The 19,440-nt window shown below is 60.7% G+C and carries 20 protein-coding genes; 17 read left to right on the top strand and 3 right to left on the bottom strand.

What is annotated here, in order from left to right; genetic code table 11:
- Positions 1-6: 6 nt before the first annotated feature.
- The 15 genes from NI20_RS0109405 (at position 7) to NI20_RS0109335 (ending at position 15,240) form a co-directional block, all read left to right on the top strand.
- Positions 7-1,440 (top strand): HAMP domain-containing sensor histidine kinase, encoded by a 1,434-nt coding sequence (locus tag NI20_RS0109405; protein WP_033121149.1) that lies wholly within the window; start codon positions 7-9, stop codon positions 1,438-1,440.
- A gap of 70 nt (positions 1,441-1,510) precedes the next feature.
- The gene (locus NI20_RS0109400) at positions 1,511-2,482 is read left to right on the top strand and encodes a DUF1385 domain-containing protein (protein ID WP_052084564.1); all 972 of its coding nucleotides are present in this window, start codon (positions 1,511-1,513) and stop codon (positions 2,480-2,482) included.
- Between the two features lie 2 nt (positions 2,483-2,484).
- Positions 2,485-3,351: a peptide chain release factor N(5)-glutamine methyltransferase gene (gene prmC, locus NI20_RS0109395; RefSeq protein ID WP_033121148.1), complete on the top strand. Its 867-nt coding sequence runs from the start codon at positions 2,485-2,487 to the stop codon at positions 3,349-3,351.
- A gap of 41 nt (positions 3,352-3,392) precedes the next feature.
- On the top strand, positions 3,393-4,499 hold the full coding sequence (gene recA, locus NI20_RS0109390) for a recombinase RecA (protein WP_081958448.1): 1,107 nt from the start codon (positions 3,393-3,395) through the stop codon (positions 4,497-4,499).
- Positions 4,489-5,121: a regulatory protein RecX gene (locus NI20_RS0109385; protein ID WP_033121147.1), complete on the top strand. Its 633-nt coding sequence runs from the start codon at positions 4,489-4,491 to the stop codon at positions 5,119-5,121. The genes recA and NI20_RS0109385 overlap by 11 nt, the downstream gene beginning before the upstream one ends.
- A 46-nt stretch (positions 5,122-5,167) precedes the next feature.
- The gene (gene rimO / locus NI20_RS0109380; protein WP_033121146.1) at positions 5,168-6,496 is read left to right on the top strand and encodes a 30S ribosomal protein S12 methylthiotransferase RimO; all 1,329 of its coding nucleotides are present in this window, start codon (positions 5,168-5,170) and stop codon (positions 6,494-6,496) included.
- A 34-nt stretch (positions 6,497-6,530) separates the two neighbouring features.
- Entirely contained in the window at positions 6,531-7,055 is a 525-nt protein-coding gene (gene pgsA / locus NI20_RS0109375) for a CDP-diacylglycerol--glycerol-3-phosphate 3-phosphatidyltransferase (RefSeq protein WP_033121145.1), read from the top strand.
- Between the two features lie 34 nt (positions 7,056-7,089).
- Positions 7,090-8,544, top strand: a complete 1,455-nt coding sequence (cysS, locus tag NI20_RS0109370; RefSeq protein ID WP_033121144.1) for a cysteine--tRNA ligase — start codon at positions 7,090-7,092, stop codon at positions 8,542-8,544.
- Between the two features lie 103 nt (positions 8,545-8,647).
- Entirely contained in the window at positions 8,648-8,845 is a 198-nt protein-coding gene (locus NI20_RS0109365; protein ID WP_033121143.1) for a hypothetical protein, read from the top strand.
- A gap of 39 nt (positions 8,846-8,884) precedes the next feature.
- The gene (locus tag NI20_RS0109360) at positions 8,885-9,160 is read left to right on the top strand and encodes a hypothetical protein (RefSeq protein WP_033121142.1); all 276 of its coding nucleotides are present in this window, start codon (positions 8,885-8,887) and stop codon (positions 9,158-9,160) included.
- 224 nt (positions 9,161-9,384) lie between these two features.
- Positions 9,385-10,086: an L-serine ammonia-lyase, iron-sulfur-dependent subunit beta gene (gene sdaAB, locus NI20_RS0109355; RefSeq protein WP_156108607.1), complete on the top strand. Its 702-nt coding sequence runs from the start codon at positions 9,385-9,387 to the stop codon at positions 10,084-10,086.
- Positions 10,055-10,933: an L-serine ammonia-lyase, iron-sulfur-dependent, subunit alpha gene (sdaAA, locus tag NI20_RS0109350; RefSeq protein WP_033121141.1), complete on the top strand. Its 879-nt coding sequence runs from the start codon at positions 10,055-10,057 to the stop codon at positions 10,931-10,933. The genes sdaAB and sdaAA overlap by 32 nt, the downstream gene beginning before the upstream one ends.
- Positions 10,934-11,155: 222 nt before the next feature.
- A complete protein-coding gene (locus NI20_RS0109345; protein ID WP_033121140.1) occupies positions 11,156-11,635 on the top strand; it encodes an NAD(P)H-dependent oxidoreductase subunit E in 480 nt (159 codons plus the stop codon).
- A complete protein-coding gene (locus NI20_RS0109340; protein WP_033121139.1) occupies positions 11,632-13,533 on the top strand; it encodes an NADH-ubiquinone oxidoreductase-F iron-sulfur binding region domain-containing protein in 1,902 nt (633 codons plus the stop codon). The genes NI20_RS0109345 and NI20_RS0109340 overlap by 4 nt, the downstream gene beginning before the upstream one ends.
- Before the next feature lie 3 nt (positions 13,534-13,536).
- Entirely contained in the window at positions 13,537-15,240 is a 1,704-nt protein-coding gene (locus tag NI20_RS0109335; RefSeq protein WP_033121138.1) for a [FeFe] hydrogenase, group A, read from the top strand.
- 283 nt (positions 15,241-15,523) lie between these two features.
- Here NI20_RS0109335 and selD read toward each other — a convergent pair whose 3' ends face one another.
- From selD to NI20_RS0109320, 3 genes are all read right to left on the bottom strand, one after another.
- Positions 15,524-16,564, bottom strand: coding sequence for a selenide, water dikinase SelD (gene selD / locus NI20_RS0109330; protein ID WP_081958447.1), 1,041 nt, complete (start codon positions 16,562-16,564; stop codon positions 15,524-15,526).
- A gap of 80 nt (positions 16,565-16,644) precedes the next feature.
- A complete protein-coding gene (locus NI20_RS0109325; protein ID WP_033121136.1) occupies positions 16,645-17,334 on the bottom strand; it encodes an anti-sigma factor in 690 nt (229 codons plus the stop codon).
- Positions 17,324-17,815, bottom strand: coding sequence for an RNA polymerase sigma factor (locus NI20_RS0109320; RefSeq protein WP_033121135.1), 492 nt, complete (start codon positions 17,813-17,815; stop codon positions 17,324-17,326). Before NI20_RS0109320 ends, NI20_RS0109325 begins: the two co-directional genes overlap by 11 nt.
- 263 nt (positions 17,816-18,078) lie before the next feature.
- On the opposite strand from NI20_RS0109320, the gene yedF reads away from it, so the two are divergent.
- Both yedF and NI20_RS0109310 read left to right on the top strand, forming a co-directional pair.
- Positions 18,079-18,684, top strand: a complete 606-nt coding sequence (gene yedF, locus NI20_RS0109315) for a sulfurtransferase-like selenium metabolism protein YedF (protein WP_033121134.1) — start codon at positions 18,079-18,081, stop codon at positions 18,682-18,684.
- A gap of 1 nt (position 18,685) precedes the next feature.
- Positions 18,686-19,440, top strand: a 755-nt coding sequence (locus NI20_RS0109310) for an aminotransferase class V-fold PLP-dependent enzyme (RefSeq protein WP_033121133.1), incomplete at its 3' end; no start/stop codon positions are given.

The raw sequence follows: 19,440 nt of genomic DNA, 5'->3' as shown, positions 1-19,440 counted from the left end.
GCAGCGATGCCGGACAATCGAAAAGGCTTTGCTTCGGCGCTGCACATCCGTGGCCTTCGTCAGCGGTGGATGTTTTCGGCGGTGCTGCCGATCTTGCTGCTGCTGGTGCTGGCGGTGGCGCTTTTCAGCGTGGGCGTGCAGGAATACTATTACAATGCGATGCGCTCGGGCCTTGAGAGCCGCGCGCGTATCGCGGCGGAGACCTTCACAGGCTACGGTGTGAAGAGCTACAGCGAATATTACCGCCTCGCGTCGTACTCCGCCGAAACGTTTGAAGAAAAGGACACGATCGAGCTCCAGTTCATCAACACGAACGGACGCGTGCAGGTCTCGTCCTATGGGCTGACGGCGGGCACGCTGCCCGGCACGAGCGACGTTGACAACGCGATCGGCGGTAAAATGGCGTCGTTTCAGGGCCGCGATCCGCAGACGGGGGAGAATATCCTCGCGGTGTCGTATCCGCTGTTTTTTAACTCCCGCGTCGTCGGCGTGCTGCGGTACGTGACATCGCTGCGCGAGGCGCAGCATCGCGTGTTGGTCGAGTCGCTGCTCGCTTCGGCAGCGGCACTTGTGTGCATGGCGCTGATCGCGGCGTCGAACGCCATTTTTATCAACAACGTCGTCCAGCCCGTCGCAGTCGTGAGCGACGCGGCACGCCGCATTTCGGGCGGCAGCTACGGCATCATGATCGAGAACCACTACCGCGACGAGCTCGGCGAGCTGGTCGACAACATCAACGACATGTCACTCAAGATCAGCCAGGCCGAGAAGATCCAGCAGGAATTTATCTCGTCGGTCTCGCACGAGCTGCGAACGCCGCTGACCGCCATCAGCGGTTGGGCGGAGACGCTCTCCGCCGACCCCGGCGCGAACATCGACCAGACGAAGCGCGGCCTCGGCATCATTTTGAAAGAGTCCCGCCGCCTGACGACGATGGTCGAGGAGCTGCTCGAATTCACGAAGATGCAGGACGGGCGCTTCACGCTGCGCGTGGAGAGCGTCGATCTTGCCAGCGAGCTCGAGGACGCGATCTACACCTATTTCGAGCTCTTCCGGCAGGAGGGCATCGAGGTCAGCTACAAGGGCCCTGACGAGGATGTGCCGCCGATCGTGGCAGACAGCGAGCGCATGAAGCAGGTCTTCTGCAATGTGCTCGACAACGCGGCCAAGCACGGCGGCGCGGGAAAGCGCATCAACGTGAGCGCCGCGTGCGAGGATGGAAAATTTGTCATCCGCGTGCGCGACTACGGTCCCGGCATCCCGGAGGAGGAGCTGCCGTTCGTCAAGCAGAAATTCTACAAGGGCTCGTCGAAGGCACGCGGCAGCGGCATCGGCCTTGCCGTGTGTGACGAGATCGTGCGCCTGCACGGCGGCACGTTCGACATCGCCAACGCCGAGGGCGGCGGCGCGGTCGTGACGATCTCGCTGCCCATGTCGTGAAAAATAGAACGGGTGTTGCATTCTTGCAAAACCCGTGGTATGATATCGCATAGAAAAAGGAGAACCATTCATGGCAGAAGAAGCAAAAAACAAGGCTTCCGCGTCCAAGTTCCGCACGAGCATCGGCGGACAGGCGTTGATCGAGGGAGTTTTGATGCGAGGTCCGGGCAAGCAGGCCATTGTCGTCCGCTCGCCGGACGGGCTGGTCGAAAAGGTCGAGGAGCTGACGCTCGTGCGCGACAAGTACCCCGTTTTGGGCTTACCCATCATCCGCGGCGCGGTGACGTTCGTCGATTCGATGGTCAAGGGCGTTAAGGCGCTGATGTTTTCGGCGGACTATTTCCCCGACGAGGACGTCGTCGAGCCGAGCAAATTCGACCAGTGGCTTGAAAAAAAGCTCGGCAACGAAAAAATGCAGAAATTCATCACGGCGCTGGCGGTTTTTCTGTCGCTGGGGCTGACGATCCTGCTCTTTTTCCTGCTGCCGACGTTTCTGGCCGGCTTTATCGACCCGTATATCAAGAGCGCGGCGGTGCACAATCTGGTCGAATCTGTCATCAAGCTCGTGATCTTCTTCGCTTACATGATCCTGTGCTCCAAGCAGAAGGACATCTACCGCGTGTTCCAGTACCACGGCGCGGAGCATAAGACGATCTTCTGCTACGAGGCGGGGCTGCCGCTGACGGTCGAAAACTGCCGCATCCAGCCGCGCCACCATCCGCGCTGCGGCACGAGCTTTCTCTTTGTGGTCGTGGTCGTGTCGATTTTAGTTTCGAGCCTTGTCTTCAGCTTTGTCAACTGGCGCAACATGTGGGTGCGCGTGGCGCTGCACCTGCTGCTGCTCATTCCAATCGTGGGCGTGACGTATGAGTTCAACCGCTACGTCGGCGGGCACGACAACAAGGTGACGCGCTTTCTGGCGCGTCCGGGCCTGTGGCTGCAAAACTTTACGACCAACGAGCCGGACGACAGCATGCTCGAGGTCGCCATCCGCGCGCTCGAGCTGGTCATTCCCGAAGAAAAAGGCAAGGATGCGTGGTAAGCATGGCAACGACGTATAATAATCTCTATCTGGATCTGCGCACGGAGCTGAGGCGCGCGGGCGACGAGGAGGCGACGCAGTCGGCGCGCGAGCTCGTCTGCGCCGCGGCGGCAAAAACGCGCGAGGAGCTGGTGCGCGACGGCTCACTCTACGCCTCGCCCGAGGTGGAGAAGAGTGCGCGCGAGCTCGTCAAGCGCCATTTGGCGGGCGAGCCGGTGGCCTACCTCATCGGCGAGTGGGAGTTTTACGGCCTGCCGCTCGACATTTCGCCCGCGGTGCTCATCCCGCGCCCGGATACCGAGGTACTGGCGACAAAGCTCATCGACGCGGCGCGCGGCGCGGGGGCCTGCCGCATTCTGGATCTCTGCGCGGGCAGCGGATGCATCGGCCTTGCCGCGGCGGCAAACCTGCCGAACGCGCGCGTGCTGCTCGGCGAATATGACGAAGAGGCGCTCAAGATCTGCCGACAGAACATCCGCCGCAACCGCTTGACGGCGCGGGTGGCGAGCCTGAAGATCGACGCGCGGGAAAAGCCCGCGCGCACGCTGGGGAAATTTCAGTTTTTGGTCAGCAACCCGCCGTACATCCCGAGCGCGGACATCGACACGCTCGACGCCTCTGTGCGCGAGCACGAGCCGCGCCTTGCGCTTGACGGCGGCGCGGACGGGCTCGACTTCTACCGTGTGATCTGCGAAAAGTGGCGCGATGCCCTGTGTGAAAACGGCATGCTCTTTTTCGAGGTCGGCATCGGGCAGGCGGATCAAGTGCTGCGCATCATGCGCTCGCACGGCTTTGGCGACATTCAGATCGTCAAGGACCTCAACAACATCCCCCGCGTGGTGTACGGCACGCGCGTGGAGACCATTTGAAGCAAATTTAGTTTACATAAAGAATCGGGAGGAACGCGAACATGGCAGAAAAGTCTCAGACGAAGGCAGCTGCGGCGATGGCCGACGACAAGAAGCGGGCGATCGAGACCGCGATGCAGCAGATCGAGCGCACCTACGGCAAGGGCTCGATCATGCGCTTTGGCGACAACACCGTGAGCAATGTGGAGGCCATCTCCACGGGCTCGCTGGCGCTCGACCTGGCGCTCGGTATCGGGGGCCTGCCCAAGGGTCGTATCATCGAAATTTACGGGCCTGAATCCTCCGGTAAGACGACGCTGGCGCTGCATGTGCTCGCCCAGGCGCAGAAGGCGGGCGGCGAGGTCGCGTTCATCGACGCCGAGCACGCGCTCGACATCACCTATGCCCGCGCGCTTGGCGTCAAGGTCGAGGATATGCTCGTCTCCCAGCCGGACACCGGCGAGCAGGCGCTTGAGATCACCGAGGCGCTCGTGCGCTCCGGCGCGATCGACGTCATCGTGGTCGACTCCGTCGCGGCGCTGGTGCCGCGCGCGGAGATCGAGGGCGAGATGGGCGACAGCTTTGTCGGCCTGCATGCGCGCCTCATGTCGCAGGCGCTGCGCAAGCTGACCGGTGCGGTCGGCAAAACGAACACCATCGTCATTTTCATCAACCAGCTGCGCGAAAAGGTCGGCGTCATGTACGGCAACCCCGAGGTCACGACCGGCGGCCGCGCGCTTAAGTTCTATTCGAGCGTGCGTATCGATGTGCGCCGCATCGAGGCGCTGAAAAACGGCAGTGAGATCATCGGCAACCGTACGCGCGCCAAGGTCGTGAAGAACAAGATGGCGCCCCCGTTCCGCGAGGCAGAGTTCGACATCATGTACGGCGAGGGCATCTCGCTCATCGGCGAACTCATTGACCTCGGCGTCAAGCTGGGCCTTGTGCAGAAGAGCGGCTCGTGGTACTCGATGGGCGAAACGCGCATCGGTCAGGGACGCGACGCGGCCAAGCAGTATCTGAAAAACAATCCCGAGATCGCCGACAATCTCGAAGCGGAGATCCGCCGCAACTTCGACAAGCTGATGACGGGCCAGTCCCGCGTGGCGGCAAAGGCCGCAGGCCGCGCCGTGGACGTCAGCGCCGACGATTTCAAGGATGAAGATTGAGAAGATCGAACGATCGAAGCATAAGCAGGAGCGCGTTCTCGTGTATCTGGAGGGGGGAGACCTCCTCCGGATCACCGAGAGCGAGCTTCTGCGTTTCGGTTTATGTATAGGGCTGGACATTGACGATAGGACTGTGGTAGAATTGCAACAGTCCGGCGCGCGGAGCGAAACACGCGTGCGCGCGGCGAACATGATCTCGTCCCGTCCGCTGTCAAGGAAAGAGCTTTCGAAAAAGCTCAAGGAAAAGGGAGCGGCCGAGGCCGACGCCGAATCGGCGTGCGACTGGCTCGAGGAGATCGGCGCGCTCAACGACGCGGAGTATGCCGCAATGCTTGTGCGCCACTACGGCGGCATGGGCTATGGCGAGGCGAAGATTCGCGATGAGCTCTACCGCCGCGGCGTGCCGCGCGAGCTGTGGGAGGACGCGCTGTCAAAGTCGCCCGACGCGCAGGAGGCCATCGCGCGCGTGATCGCGCAGAAGACAAAGGGCCGCGTGCTCGATGAAAAGGGGCGCAAGCGCCTGTCCGACATGCTGCTGCGGCGGGGCTTTGCGTGGCGCGATGTGCGCGCGGCAATCGCCCAAATCAGCGAGAATGCGACGGAATTCGATTACGAAGAGTAGTCGTTTGGCTGTTTTTTACACTTAGTTTACGATCAGGAGGGGTTCTATGCCCTATAACGTTTCTTTCATTTCCCTGGGCTGCGCCAAGAATCAGGTCAACTGCGAGCAGATGATGGCCACGGTGCAGCATGCGGGACACAACGTCGTCCTCTCGCCCGAGGGGGCGGACGTGGCCGTGGTCAACACCTGCGGCTTTCTGGCCTCTGCCTGCGAGGAGGCCATCGATAATATCTTAGAGATGGCGGAGCTCAAAAAAGAGGGCAAGCTCAAAAAGATCATCGTCACCGGCTGCATGGCGCAGCGCTACAAGGACGATGTGCTCCACGAGCTGCCCGAGGTCGACGCGGTGCTCGGCACCGGCAGCTACGGCGAGATCGCCCGCGCGGTCGACGAGGTCATGGCGCCCGGCGGCCTGCGCCCCTGCTACATGGGCGACATTCAGAACTGCGTGCAGGGCGGCGCGCGCATTTTGTCCACGCCGTCGTGGTATGCGTATCTGCGTATTGCCGAGGGCTGCGACAACTGCTGTGCCTACTGCGTCATTCCGCGCCTGCGCGGCCGTTACCGCAGCCGCCCGATGAACGAACTTCTGGACGAGGCGAGCGAGCTTGCGTCCGCGGGCGTGAAGGAACTCATCGTCATCGCGCAGGACATCACGCGCTACGGCACGGACTTGAACGGCGAGCACCAACTTGCCGCACTCCTGCGTGAGCTGTGCAAGCTCGATTTTCACTGGATCCGCTTACACTACCTCTATCCCGATGACATCACCGACGAGCTGGTCGACACGATCGCGCGGGAAAAGAAGATCGTGCCGTATCTCGATATCCCCATCCAGCACTGCAACGACGACATCTTGAAGGCGATGAACCGCCGCGACACGAAAGAGAGCATCCGCAAGGTCTTCCGCGAGCTTCGCGAACGCATCCCTGGCCTTGTGCTGCGGACGTCGATCATCGCCGGTCTTCCCGGCGAGGGGGAGAAGGAGTTCGAGGAGCTCTGCGACTTTTTGCGCGAGGAGAAGATCGAGCGCGCGGGCGTGTTCCCGTTCTCGCCCGAGGAGGGGACGAAGGCCGCGACGATGGAGCACGTTCCGATGGAGGAGGCCCAGCGCCGCACGGAGCTTTTAGTCGACGTGCAGAGTGACATCATCGATGCATACAACGACTCCGTCCTCGGCGATGTGCGCGAAGTGCTGTGCGAGGGCTGGAGTGAGGAAGCGCAGTCCTTTGTCGGCCGCAGCTACGCGGAATCCGTGGATATCGACGGAAAGATTTACTTTTCCGCAAATTGTGATATCATGGCAGGCGAGTTCGTCAATGTCCGCCTGACCGGCACGATGGACGGTGAGCTGACCGGCGAAGCGGTCGAATAAGTAAATGCTCTGCAAGGCAGGAGGAAAGAGAGATATGACAACTGCAAACAAACTGACGATCATGCGCATTGCGCTGATCCCCGTATTCTTAGTGGTGCTGTACCTGGACTTCGCGGGTGCGAGATGGTGGGCGCTCGGTATTTTCATTGTCGCGTGCCTGACGGACTTTGCCGACGGCTACATCGCCCGCCACTATAATCAGATCACAAATTTCGGCAAGTTCATGGACCCGCTGGCAGACAAGATGCTCGTCATGGCGGCGATGTGCTACTTTGTCGAATGCGGGCAGATGCCCGGCTGGTGCCTTGCCATCGTGCTGCTGCGCGAATTTGCCGTGTCCGGCATGCGCCTTGTCGCCGTGGAGCAGGGGCGCGTCATCGCGGCCGCGTGGTCAGGCAAGGTGAAGACCGCCTCGACCATGGTGTGTTTGTGCCTGATGCTGGTCTTCCAAAGCAACCTTTTGAATGTCGTGTGCATTGCGGTCATCGTGGCGACGACCGTGTACTCCGGCATTGAGTATTTCGCAAAGAACCTCGACGTCTTCAAAGAGGCGGACTAAATCCGTTATTTCATCTTCTCAAAGGAGATCTATCATGTATTTATACAATTCCGCGACCCATAAAAAGGAAGAATTCAAGACCCATACGCCGAACCATGTGGAGATGTACACCTGTGGCCCGACCGTGTACCACTTTGCCCACATCGGCAACCTGCGCTCCTACATCATGGAGGACGTGCTGGAAAAGTACCTGCGCTTTTCGGGCTACAGCGTGAACCGCGTCATGAACATCACCGACGTCGGCCACCTGACGAGCGATGCCGACGAGGGCGAGGACAAGATGGTCAAGGGAGCCAAGCGTGAGCACAAGACCGTCATGGAGATCGCCAAGTTCTACACCGACGCATTCTTCGCCGACTGCAAGAAGCTCAACATCAAGCGCCCCGACGTCGTCCAGCCCGCAACGGGCCTGATCGACGATTATATCAAGATCATCACGAAGCTGCTCGACACCGGCTATGCCTATATCGCCGGCGGCAATGTGTACTTCGACACGAGCAAGCTCTCTCGCTACTATATCTTCAACGACCACAACGAGGAAGACCTCGCCGTCGGCGTGCGCGAAGGCGTGGAGGAGGACGAGAACAAGAAGAACAAGAACGACTTTGTCCTCTGGTTCACCAAGTCCAAGTTCGAGGATCAGGCGCTCAAATGGGATTCCCCCTGGGGCGTCGGATATCCGGGCTGGCACATCGAGTGCTCCGGCATTTCGATGAAGTACAACGGCGAATACCTCGACCTGCACTGCGGCGGCGTGGACAACGCCTTCCCGCACCACACGAACGAGATCGCGCAGAGCGAGAGCTACCTCGGTCATCCCTGGTGCCTCCAGTGGTGCCACGTGGCGCATCTCAACACCTCGCACGGCAAGATGTCCAAATCCAAGGGCGAATTTTTGACGGTCTCGTTGCTTGAGGAAAAGGGCTATGACCCGCTGGCGTACCGCTTCTTCTGCTTACAGAGCCACTACCGCAAGAGTCTTGTCTTCACGTGGGAAAATCTTGACAATGCGGTCGCCGCGTACAACAAGCTCATCGCGAAGATTGCGAATATTAAGGACGAGGGCGGCGTGGACGAGGCCGTGCGTGCCGAATACCGCGCGAAGTTCATGAAGGAGATGGACAATGACCTCAACACCGCCATGGGCGTGACCGCGCTCTACGACGTGCTCAAGGCCAAGACTACGGGCACGACGAAGCTCGCCATCATCGGCGACTATGACACGGTGCTGAGCCTCGACCTTCTCAAAAAGGCCGAAGCCGAGCGCGAGAAGAAGGAGAAGGCTGCGTCTCAGCAGAGCGCGGGCGGCTTCACGGTCGTCTCTGAGGACGGCACGGCGGACGAGGGCATCGAGAACCTGATCCGCCAGCGCGCGGAGGCCAAGAAGGCGAGGAATTTTGCCGAGGCTGACCGCATCCGCGACGAGCTCAAGACGCAGGGTGTCGAAGTGACCGACATGCCCGGCGGCGCAAAGTGGAAGCGCGTGTAAAAGGAAATTTTTAGAAAACGCAGGCGCGGCGGATCATCCGCCGCGCCTGTTTGCCTCTTTGGGGCAGAATAAGAAGCAGCGAAGCAGCATCACGGAGGACGCCATGAGCAGAAAAGCGAGAAACCGCATGACAAGAGAGACCATCCCCGAGGGCTTCAGCGCCCCGATGGCGTTCGTCGATTTGCTCCCTGTCGTATTTTTCGGTCTCTCCGCGGTGAAGACGGGGAACCTGTTCCACAGCGGACTGTTTGTAGCGGGTGCGGTAGTCTGCCTGCTCTCGGGTGTTGTGAAGGTGGGATAGAAGCTCATCGCGGCCGTCTCCCAAAGGAACATCTGGCCGATGTTTGTGCAGATGCGCGTCCTGATGCCGGTCGGCTTTTTGACGATGTTCGCGGCACTGATCGTAGACCGCGCAGGGCTGAACGAGGAAGCGATGCTTGCAAAGCTGAGCGGTTTTCCGGCATGCCTTTTCTTCCTTGCGGGCGCGCTTGGGATGATTTTGATGCTCGTTTTCGCGTTCCGGATGGATTCGAGCGACCCGAAGGTGAACTGGATGGAGCAGACCGTCAACAGCCTTGCGCAGATCTGCTTTTTCATCGGGCTGATGCTGGCCTGACGCTCTGCATCGAAAGAAAGAAAAGGGCCGCCTGTGGACGACTCCTTTTGCCTCAGATTATGAAGAAAAATGAACGTGAGCACAGTTTCGATGAATATCGAAAATGAATCAAGGTAAAGGATATTATTCAATAGTCGCAATGCGCGGAGCGGAATTTTACTCGCTTTTTGGCGGCGGATATGATATGCTTTTCCCAAATGATGGTCAGAAAGGACAAGGTTTCCATGATCAATATTTTCGATATGATGGGGCCGGTGATGGTCGGTCCGTCTTCGTCTCACACGGCGGGCGCGGCGCGCATCGGCAATATGGGAAGAACGCTGCTCGGCGAAGAGGTGGCGCGCGCGGACATCGGCCTGCACGGCTCGTTTGCTGAAACGGGCTTCGGCCACGGCACGGACCGCGCGCTTTTGGCGGGACTTCTCGGCATGAAGCCGGACGACCTGCGCATCCCGAACGCCTATGAAGAGGCGAACCGCGCGGGTATGGCGTATTCGTTCCGCACGGTGGAGCTGCGCGACGCGCACCCCAACACCGCGCTTTTGGAGCTGACGGGCAAAAGCGGCAAAAAGCTGACGCTTCAGGCGTCGTCCATCGGCGGCGGCGCGATCGTCGTCAACAAGATCGACGGCATCGACGTAAACTTTACGGGCGACTTCAACACGCTGATCGTACGCAATCAGGACGAGTCCGGCTCGGTCGCGGCGATCACGTCGATTTTAAGTCAGGTGCACATCAACGTGGCGAACATGAGCGTGAACCGTCACTGCCGCGGCGGTGACGCGCTGATGGTCATTGAAACGGATCAGCACATCAAGCCCCGGCAGGTGGAATTTCTCTCGGAGCTGCCGGGCATCCTGAGCGTGACCTATTACGATAAGGAGGACGATGAAGATGGCGCTGGATTCGATGAAGGAAATCTTTGAGCGCTCGGCGCGGGAGAATATCCCGTTCTGGGAGATCGTTTTGCAGTATGATATGGAGGAGCGCCAGGTGAGCCGTCAGGCCTCGATGGCGAAGATGCTGTCGACCTGGCAGGCCATTCAGGATGCGGCGGACTCCTATACCGGCACGCAGCGCAGCGTGAGTGGTCTGGTCGGCGGCGACGGGCTCAAGATGCGCCTGTACGCGCGCCGCGGAGAGAGCATCGGCGGTGAATTCATGGACGAGGTCATCGTGCAGGCTATCTCCATGGCGGAGTCGAACGCCTGCATGCGCCGCATTGTGGCAGCACCGACGGCGGGCTCGTGCGGTGTGGTGCCGGCGGTGCTGCTGCCGCTGTGCGAGCGCGAGCATTACACGCAGCATGAGCTGCTTGAGGCGCTGTATGTCGCCTCGGGCATCGGCGCGGTGATCGCGTACCGCGCGAGCATCTCCGGCGCGGCGGGCGGCTGCCAGGCCGAGATCGGTACGGCGTCGGCCATGGCGGCGGGCGCGCTCGTGTCGCTGCGCGGCGGCACGAATGAGCAGATCGGCCACGCCGTGGCGATGGCGCTCAAAAATCTGATGGGCCTTGTGTGCGACCCCGTCGCGGGCCTTGTCGAGGTCCCGTGCGTCAAGCGCAACGTCATCGGCGCGGTGAACGCGATCTCCGCGGCGGATATGGCGCTCGCGGGCATCGAGAGCCGCATCCCCGTCGACGAGGTCATCGACGCGATGGGCGAGGTCGGACGGCGCATGCCGGTCGAGTTCCGCGAGACGGCGCTCGGTGGTCTTGCCGCTACGCCGACTGGCAAGGCAGTCAAGGAGCGCATGCCGCACGGCGCGCAGTAAAAGTACGCAATAAAGTGAGAAAAATGACTTCCGTTCAGGGAAAACCTGAACGGAAGTCATTTTTTATAAACCGCACAGAGATACGGGTCATTCCAGATTTATTGATGGGCATAAAATTATGAAGCTTATATAGATAATCAATCGATGATTTTGAAGCAATTTGTTGAAAATGCCTTAAAAGATACGGTATAATCGCCGTCAGGATTAGATAGGAGGGCAACCATGAAACCTGACACAGAAAAGGTCCTGAGCATTCTTGCCTCGCATGAGAATGACCCATCGAATCTCATCGCGATTTTGCAGGATGTTCAGGCGGAGTACAACTATTTAAGCGAAGCAAACCTGACGCTCATCGCCGATACGCTCGGATTAAGCGTGTCGAAGGTGTACAGCGTGGCGACGTTCTACGAGAACTTCTCGCTCGAAGCCAAGGGGAAGCACATTGTCAAGGTCTGCGCGGGCACGGCGTGCCACGTGCGGAAGTCCGGGCCGATCTACGATGCGATCTATGAGTATCTGGGTCTGCATGGAAAGAAAAAGACCTCGGACGACGGCCTCTTCACGCTTGAAACGGTCGCATGTCTCGGCGCTTGCGGTTTGGCGCCGGTCATGACCGTGGATGGCGAGGTGCATGCCAAGATGGACCCCGAGCGTGCCATTGAGCTGCTCGAGACCATCCGCAAAGAGGAGGTGCGAGCGTGAGCAAGCTGACAAGAGAAGAATTCCGCGTCCTGCGCACAAGAGCGGAGCACGACCTCGCGCAGAGCCGCGAGGTGCCGTCCATCCTCATCTGCGCGGGCACGGGTTGCATCGCCGGCGGCGCAATGAAAATTTACGACAATTTCAAATCCGAGTGCGAGGCGCGCGGGCTGAAGGTCTACGTCGGCTTGAAGCACGACTCGGACGAGGAAAAGAGCCTGCACGTCAAAATGAGCGGCTGCCACGGCTTTTGCGAGATGGGCCCGCTCGTGCACATCGAGCCGATGGGTGTGATGTACATTCACGTCAAGCCCGAGGACTGCCACGAGATCTTAGAGAAGACCGTACTCGGCGGCGAGGTCATCGACCGTCTGGTCTACCATCTCGACGGCACGGCGTACCCGAAGCAGGAGGATATCCCGTTCTATAAAAAGCAGCACCGTGTGGTGCTGGAAAACTGCGGCACGTCGGACGCCGAGGACATCGAGGAGTATATCGCCAAGGGCGGCTACAGCGCGTTTGAAAAGGCGCTGTTCGAGATGACGGACGAGCAGATCTGCCGCAATATTCTCGATTCCGGCCTGCGCGGCCGCGGCGGCGGCGGATTCCCCGCCGGACGCAAGTGGGATGGCGCGCGCAAACAGAAGAGCGCGAAAAAATACATCGTCTGCAACGGCGACGAGGGCGATCCCGGCGCGTTCATGGACCGCAGCGTGATGGAGGGCAACCCCCACAGCGTGCTCGAGGGCATGATGATCGCGGGCCTCGCCGTCGGCAGCGACGAGGGCTATATCTATGTGCGCGCGGAGTATCCGCTGGCGGTGAACCGCCTGAAAACGGCCATCGCGCGCGCCGAGGAGATGGGCCTTCTCGGAACGAACATCCTTGGCAGCGATTTCAATTTCCGCATCCACGTCAACAAGGGTGCGGGCGCGTTCGTCTGCGGTGAGGGCAGCGCCCTGACCGCGTCGATCGAGGGTAACCGCGGCATGCCGCGCGTCAAACCTCCGCGCACCATCGAGCATGGCCTGTGGGCAGAGCCCACGGTGCTCAACAACGTGGAGACGTTTGCCAACGTCCCGCTCATCATCAAAAACGGCGTGGAGTGGTACCATAGCATCGGCACGGAGAAGAGCCCCGGCACGAAGGCCTTCGCCCTGACAGGCAACGTGGTCAACACGGGCCTCATCGAAGTGCCGATGGGCACGACCATTCGTGAAGTCGTTTTCGACATCGGCGGCGGCATTCCCGACGGCAAGAAGTTCAAGGCCGTGCAGATCGGCGGCCCTTCCGGCGGCGCGACCACGGCGAGCGACGAGCATCTTGACCTGCCGCTCGACTTCGACTCGCTCAAGAGCATCGGCGCCATGATCGGCTCGGGCGGCCTCGTCGTCATGGATGAGGACACCTGCATGGTCGAGACCGCGCGCTTTTTCATGCGCTTTACGCAGAATGAGAGCTGCGGCAAATGCGTGCCCTGCCGCGAGGGCACGAAGCGCATGCTGGAGATTTTAGACCGCATCATCGCAAACGAGGGAAGCCTTGAGGACCTTGATCTTTTGCAGGAGCTCTCCAGGACCATTTCGGAAACGGCGCTGTGCGGCCTCGGCCAGAGCGCGTGCAAGCCCGTACAGAGCACGCTGCGCCACTTCCGCCAGGACTATCTGCGCCATGTGGTCGACCACCACTGCCCGATCTGCAACGGCCGCAAGCGCCGCCTTGTCATCAAGCCCGAGCTGTGCAAGGGCTGCGGCAAGTGCAAGCGCAACTGCCCGATGGAGGCCATCTCCGGTGAGATCCGCATGCCGCATACGATCGACAACGACAAGTGCATCCACTGCGGCGCATGCTGGGGCGCGTGTCCGTTCGGCGCGATCGACGCCATTGAAGAGGAGGGCTGAGACATGGCAAAAGGTATGATGATCGTTGACGGTCAGCGCGTCAACTTCGATGGGGAAAAGAACGTGCTCTCCGTCATCCGTAAGGCCGGTATTGAAATGCCGACGTTCTGCTATTACTCCGACCTCTCCGTTTACGGCGCGTGCCGCATGTGCGTGGTGGAGGATGAAAAGACCGGCAAGATCGACGCGAGCTGCTCGATGGAGCCGCGCGACGGCATGCGCATCAGCACGAACAGCGCGCGGCTTCTCAAGCACCGGCGCGTTATTCTGGAGCTGCTGCTCGCCTCGCACAACTGCAACTGCACCACCTGCGAAAAGAGCGGCCACTGCCGCTTGCAGGAGCTTGCCCAGCAGTTCGGCGTGCGCAAAATCCGTTTTCCCGATACGCGCGAGCACTACGAGATCGACAGCTCGTCGCCTGCGGTGTTGCGCGACCCGAACAAGTGCATCCTCTGCGGCGACTGTGTGCGCGTGTGCGAGGAGATGCAGGGCATGGGCATTTTGAACTTTGCCTACCGCGGCAGCAATTTACAGGTCATGCCCGCGTTCGACCGCAAGCTCGCCGAGACGAAGTGCGTGAGCTGCGGCCAGTGCGCGGCGGTGTGCACCACCGGCGCCATCACGGTGAAAAACCAGATCGGCGAGGCGTGGCGTGCCATCCACGACCCCAGCAAGCGCGTCGTCATCCAGATCGCGCCCGCCGTGCGCGTGGCTGTGGGCGAGGCATTCGGCTTCCCCGCGGGCGAGAACGTGCTCGACAAGCTCGTCACGGCGCTCAAGCTCATGGGCGTGGACGAGGTGTATGACACGACGTTCGGCGCGGACTTTACGACGATCGCCGAATCCGAAGAATTCCTCGGGCGCCTGAAAAACGGCGGTCCGTTCCCGATGTTCACCTCCTGCTGCCCGGCGTGGGTGAAGTATCTCGAAAACGAGAACCCCAAGTATTTGAAGAACATTTCGACCTGCAAGTCGCCGATGGAGATGGTCGGCGCGATCTTCCGCGACAAGTATGCCGCGAAGGACGCTGCCGATGGCCGCACGACCTATCACATCGCCATCATGCCCTGCACGGCGAAGAAGATGGAGGCCGCGCGCCCCGAGTTCATCCACGACGGTCGACCCGACGTCGACCTTGTGCTTACCACGCGCGAGGTGATCGACATGATGCAGGAGACGGGCATCCAGCTCGGCGAGCTGGAGCTTGAGTCCCCCGACCTGCCGTTCGGCCTCGGCTCCGGTGCGGCGGTCATCTACGGCACGAGCGGCGGTGTGGCTGAAGCGGTCGTGCGCCACTGCCTGCCGGATAAGAGCAAAAACGCCCTGCGCGAGATCAGCATCCTCGGCCTGCGCGGCGACGCGCCGATCAAGGAGGCGAGCGTGACGATCGGCGACACCGAGCTCAAGCTCGCGGTCGTCAACGGCCTTGCCAACGCAAAAAAGCTCTTAAAGGAAATCGACGAGGGCAAGAAGTTCTATCACCTTATCGAGGTGATGACCTGCCAGGGTGGCTGCGTCGGCGGTGCGGGCCAGCCCTACGGCCTCAAGAAGAGCAAGGAAAAGCGCGGCGACGGCCTGCACCTTTCCGACAACGCGGCAATGTTCAAGCGCGCGGAGCGAAACCCCGTGGTCGCCCAGATGATGGCGGAATACGGGGAAAAGCGGTGCCATGAGCTACTGCACGTGAGTTATACTTCAAATCAGTGACGGTGTCACTGATTTGAAGAGATTTGCACTTCGCTTCGTGCCTTGCCGCCCGCAGGGCGGCTGCGACACGCGCTGCGTGAGAGGAATTTGTCCGACGCGCTCACCCCAGGGTGGTTTCTCTTGCCGCTATGCGGCAATTCACCTTCTGTCGTCGGAAAAATGATCAAGATTATTTCGCGTCTACGGACGCGAAAATGAGATGTGGAAAAGATGCGAGTGAAATAACAAAAAGGAGTTGAATGCCTTGGCATTCAGCTCCTTTTTTGCTTGCGTTCCGTTTGGATCAGTCGAATTCAAGCGCGGTGGCGCGCAGCTCGCTCACTTCGCCGACGATGGTGCTCCAGGGGGCGAAGGTCTGGAGCTCGCGAAGAAGCGGCTCTGCGTCCTCGCGCGGGAGCGCGACGAGAAGGCCGCCCGAGGTCTGCGGGTCGGCGGCGAGGTCAAGGAAGACCTGCTGCGCCGTGGGCAGCACCGTGAGATGCGGCTTCACATAGTCCATGTTGTGGTAAGCGCCCGCGGGGATGATGCCCATCTCAGCCATATCGCGCGCCTCGTCCATCAGGGGGAGCGTTGCGCCGTGCAGGCGGATGGTAACGCCGCTGCCGCTCGCCATCTCATAGCTGTGACCGAGCAGGCCAAAGCCTGTCACGTCGGTGCAGGCGTGGACATTTTTGGCGCTTCGCACGGCATTGCCCGCCTTTTTGTTGAGCGTCGCCATGTGGGCATAAACCGCGTCGCGGGCGGCTGGGGAGATGAGGTCTGCTTTGATGGCGGTCGTGAGCACGCCGCTGCCGAGCGGCTTGGTGAGCACCAGCACATCGCCCGGCTGCGCGCCGACATTTTTGAGGATGCGGTCGGGATGGACGAATCCCGTGACGCACAGGCCGTACTTCGGCTCGTTATCCTGAATGGTGTGGCCGCCCGCGATGACGCATCCGGCCTCGACGGCTTTGGCATGCCCGCCCTCCAGAATGGCGCGGATATCCTCTTTCGGCAGACAGTTCGGCACGCACAGGAGGTTCATCGCAACTTTCGGCTCGCCGCCCATGGCGTACGCGTCGCTCAGCGCGTTCGCCGCGGCGATCTGACCGAAGAGGTACGGGTCGTCCACAATGGGGGTGAAGAAGTCGACCGTCTCGATGACGGCGACCTCATCGGAGACGCGGTACACGGCGGCGTCGTCGCTGCTGTCGTAGCCGACTAAAAGCGCGGGATTCGACACATTCGGCAAGTCAGCAAGAATTTCTGTCAGGGCACCCGGCCCCAGCTTGGCGGCTCAACCCGCCGCCTTTGTCATCTGCGTGAGACACAGCTTGTCGTTCATGGCGCGCACCTCCTCCTTGAAAAACTGCTTTTATTGTAGAGAAGCGAAACGCCTTTGTCAACTCCGCCGTGTTTTCGCCGTCAGCGCGGGAAGAGGGTGTGGAGCAGATCGAGAAAGCTCTCCCAAAGGTCTGTCGGGCGTCCGTCGGAGAGAGTCACGTCGCCGGAAAGACCGTCGCAGAGGACAAAGTAGCGCTCGGCGGAGGAAAGATTCGTGAATTCGCAGCGCGCGGTGCGTCCGTCGACCTCGTAGAACATGGCCGGGTAGGGATTTGTGACATCGGTGATGTTCCAGAGCGTGATCGTGCCGTTCTGCGGCGTATCCGCGCGGAAGGTGACGGCGATGCGCGTGCTGTTCGTAAAAAGACGGCGGCCGTCGCAGCTGTCGGCAAAGGTTTGTACCTCTCCGGCGGCAAGGTTGCAGACGCTCTCCTCAACCACGGGGATGTAGGGGTGCTGTGCGCGGACAAGGTTCATCCACGCAGCGGCGGCGAGCGAGAGCAGCACAATCAGGGCGATGACACCGACAGTCAGGCAGGTGCCGCGCTTCTGGCGACGGTGCTTGACCTTTTGCGCGTAGTCGGCGACGACGGGCGGGTCGATGGCCTGCGCGGCGGGGAGAAATTGCTCGCTTTTCATCCGCGCGAGCGTTTCGCGGCAGCGGGGGCAGGTTTTGAGATGATCGTCCACGAGAGCGCGGCTCGCGTCCGAGCAGCTTTCGTCGGCGTAGAGCGGTAGCAGGTCGCCGATGACACGGCAGTCAATGTTCATGGTGTTCCTCCATATCTTCGATCAGCTTGACCTTGGCGCGGTAAAATGTGACCTTTGCCCAGGACTCGGATTTGCCGAACAGGTCGGCAATGTCGCGAAAGTGCAGCTCGCCGAGCACGCGCAGCGTGAAGACCTCGCGGTACGGCTCTTTGAGCCGGTGCAGGGAGGCGTGGATGCGCATGGCCTGTTCTTTGTCGGCCAGCAGCTCAAAAATGTCGTCCGGCGCGGCGAGCTCGTGCGTTTCCTCGAAGGGGACGGCGCGCCTTTGGCGGCGGAGCTCTTTTGTGAGGGCATTTTTGGCGATCTGGCAGAGCCATGATTCGACGCGGCAGTTGCCGCGAAATGTGTCGATGTGCAGATACGCCTGATAGAACGTCTCCGCCGTTAGCTCGTCGGCGAGGGAGGCGTCCTTGCAGAGCGAGAGCAGGAAGCGGTAGACAACGGGTGTGCAGCGCCGGCAGATCTCGTCAAATTCGTCCATGCAGGGCCTCCTTTCCGCTTCTTTCTGCCTGTTAGAGCGCGGAATGCGCAGAAAGATACAAACTTTTTCTCATTTTATCAATTTGCTGCAAACGGCGCAAGGCGGAGACTGCCATCGAAAAAATCAATGATAACAGCACGGTAAAACGGGAAAAACCATGAAAAAAATTCGCGGCGGGAGAAAAAGTTGTGTCACTTCGCGCAGAATCTGTTATAGTTAGAAAAAAATAACGGGTGCAAACCCTGTGATAAGGAGCGATAGAAATGACGATCAAAGTCAATGCCATGGGCGACGCCTGCCCCATCCCTGTTGTGAAGACGCAGAAGGCGATGCAGGAGCTCGGCGGCGCCGGAACGGTCGAAACGCTGGTCGACAACGAGACTGCGGTGCAGAACCTCGGCAAGCTGGCCGCAAGCAAGGGCTGCACGTCCAAAACCGAAAAGCTCGGCGAAAACGAGTACCGCGTGACCATCACCGTGGGGGAAAACGCCAAGGTGGAGGAGCAGAGCGGCGAGTGCTACACCTGCGGCAAGCCGAAGACGGTCGCGGTGCTGTCGTCTGACAAGATGGGCAGCGGCAATGACGAGCTCGGCGGCGCGCTGATGAAGGCGTTCGTCTTCGCCCTGAGCCAGCAGGAGACTCTGCCCGACACCATCCTCTGCTACAACGGCGGCGTGAAGCTGACGTGCGAGGGCTCGGAGTCTCTCGAAGACCTCAAGGGCATGGCCGCGCGCGGCGTGGAGATCATGAGCTGCGGCACGTGCCTCAACTTCTACGATCTCAAGGAAAAGCTCGCCGTCGGCGAAGTGACGAACATGTACGTCATCGTCGAAAAGATGAGCGGCGCGGACCGCGTCGTCCGTCCGTAAGATGATCTATCTTGACAACGCGGCGACCACGCTGCGAAAGCCGCCTCAGGTCATCGACGCGGTGGTCGCGGCGATGGGGAGCTTTGGCAACAGCGCGCGCGGCACGCACGAGGAGGCGCTTGCCGCCTCGCGCGTGATCTACGACACGCGCTGCAAGCTCGCCGCGCTCTTTGGCTGCAAGCGGCCTGACCACGTGGCGTTCACCTGTAACTCGACCGAGGCGCTGAACATCGCCATCCATGGCTGCATTCACGGGGGCGAGCATGTGATCTCGACCGACCTCGAGCACAACTCTGTCCTGCGACCGCTTTACCGGCTGGAACGGGAAAACAATGTCAAGTTGAGCTTTGTTCCCGCAGACCGGCAGGGGAACATCGACTACGCCGATTTTGAACGGCTGCTGCGTCCCGAGACCCGCGCCGTCGTCTGCACGCATGCCTCGAACCTGACGGGCAACACGCTGGATCTGGCGTGCATCGGCGCATTTGCGCACGAACACGACCTCTTGTTCATCGTGGACGCTTCGCAGAGCGCGGGCGTGCTGCCCATCGACATGGAGCAGATGCACATCGACGTGCTGTGCTTCACGGGGCACAAGTCGCTGATGGGCCCGCAGGGCACGGGCGGACTGTGCGTGCGCGAGGGTGTGGACATCAACCCCTGGAAGGTCGGCGGCACGGGCGTGCAGACCTATCTCCACGAGCAGCCCGAGCAGATGCCGACGCGGCTAGAGGCGGGCACGCTCAACGGCCACGG

Source organism: Oscillibacter sp. ER4 (genome assembly GCF_000765235.1).
Lineage (GTDB): Bacteria > Bacillota > Clostridia > Oscillospirales > Oscillospiraceae > Hominicoprocola > Hominicoprocola fusiformis.
This window is presented reverse-complemented; position numbering and strand designations above follow the sequence as displayed.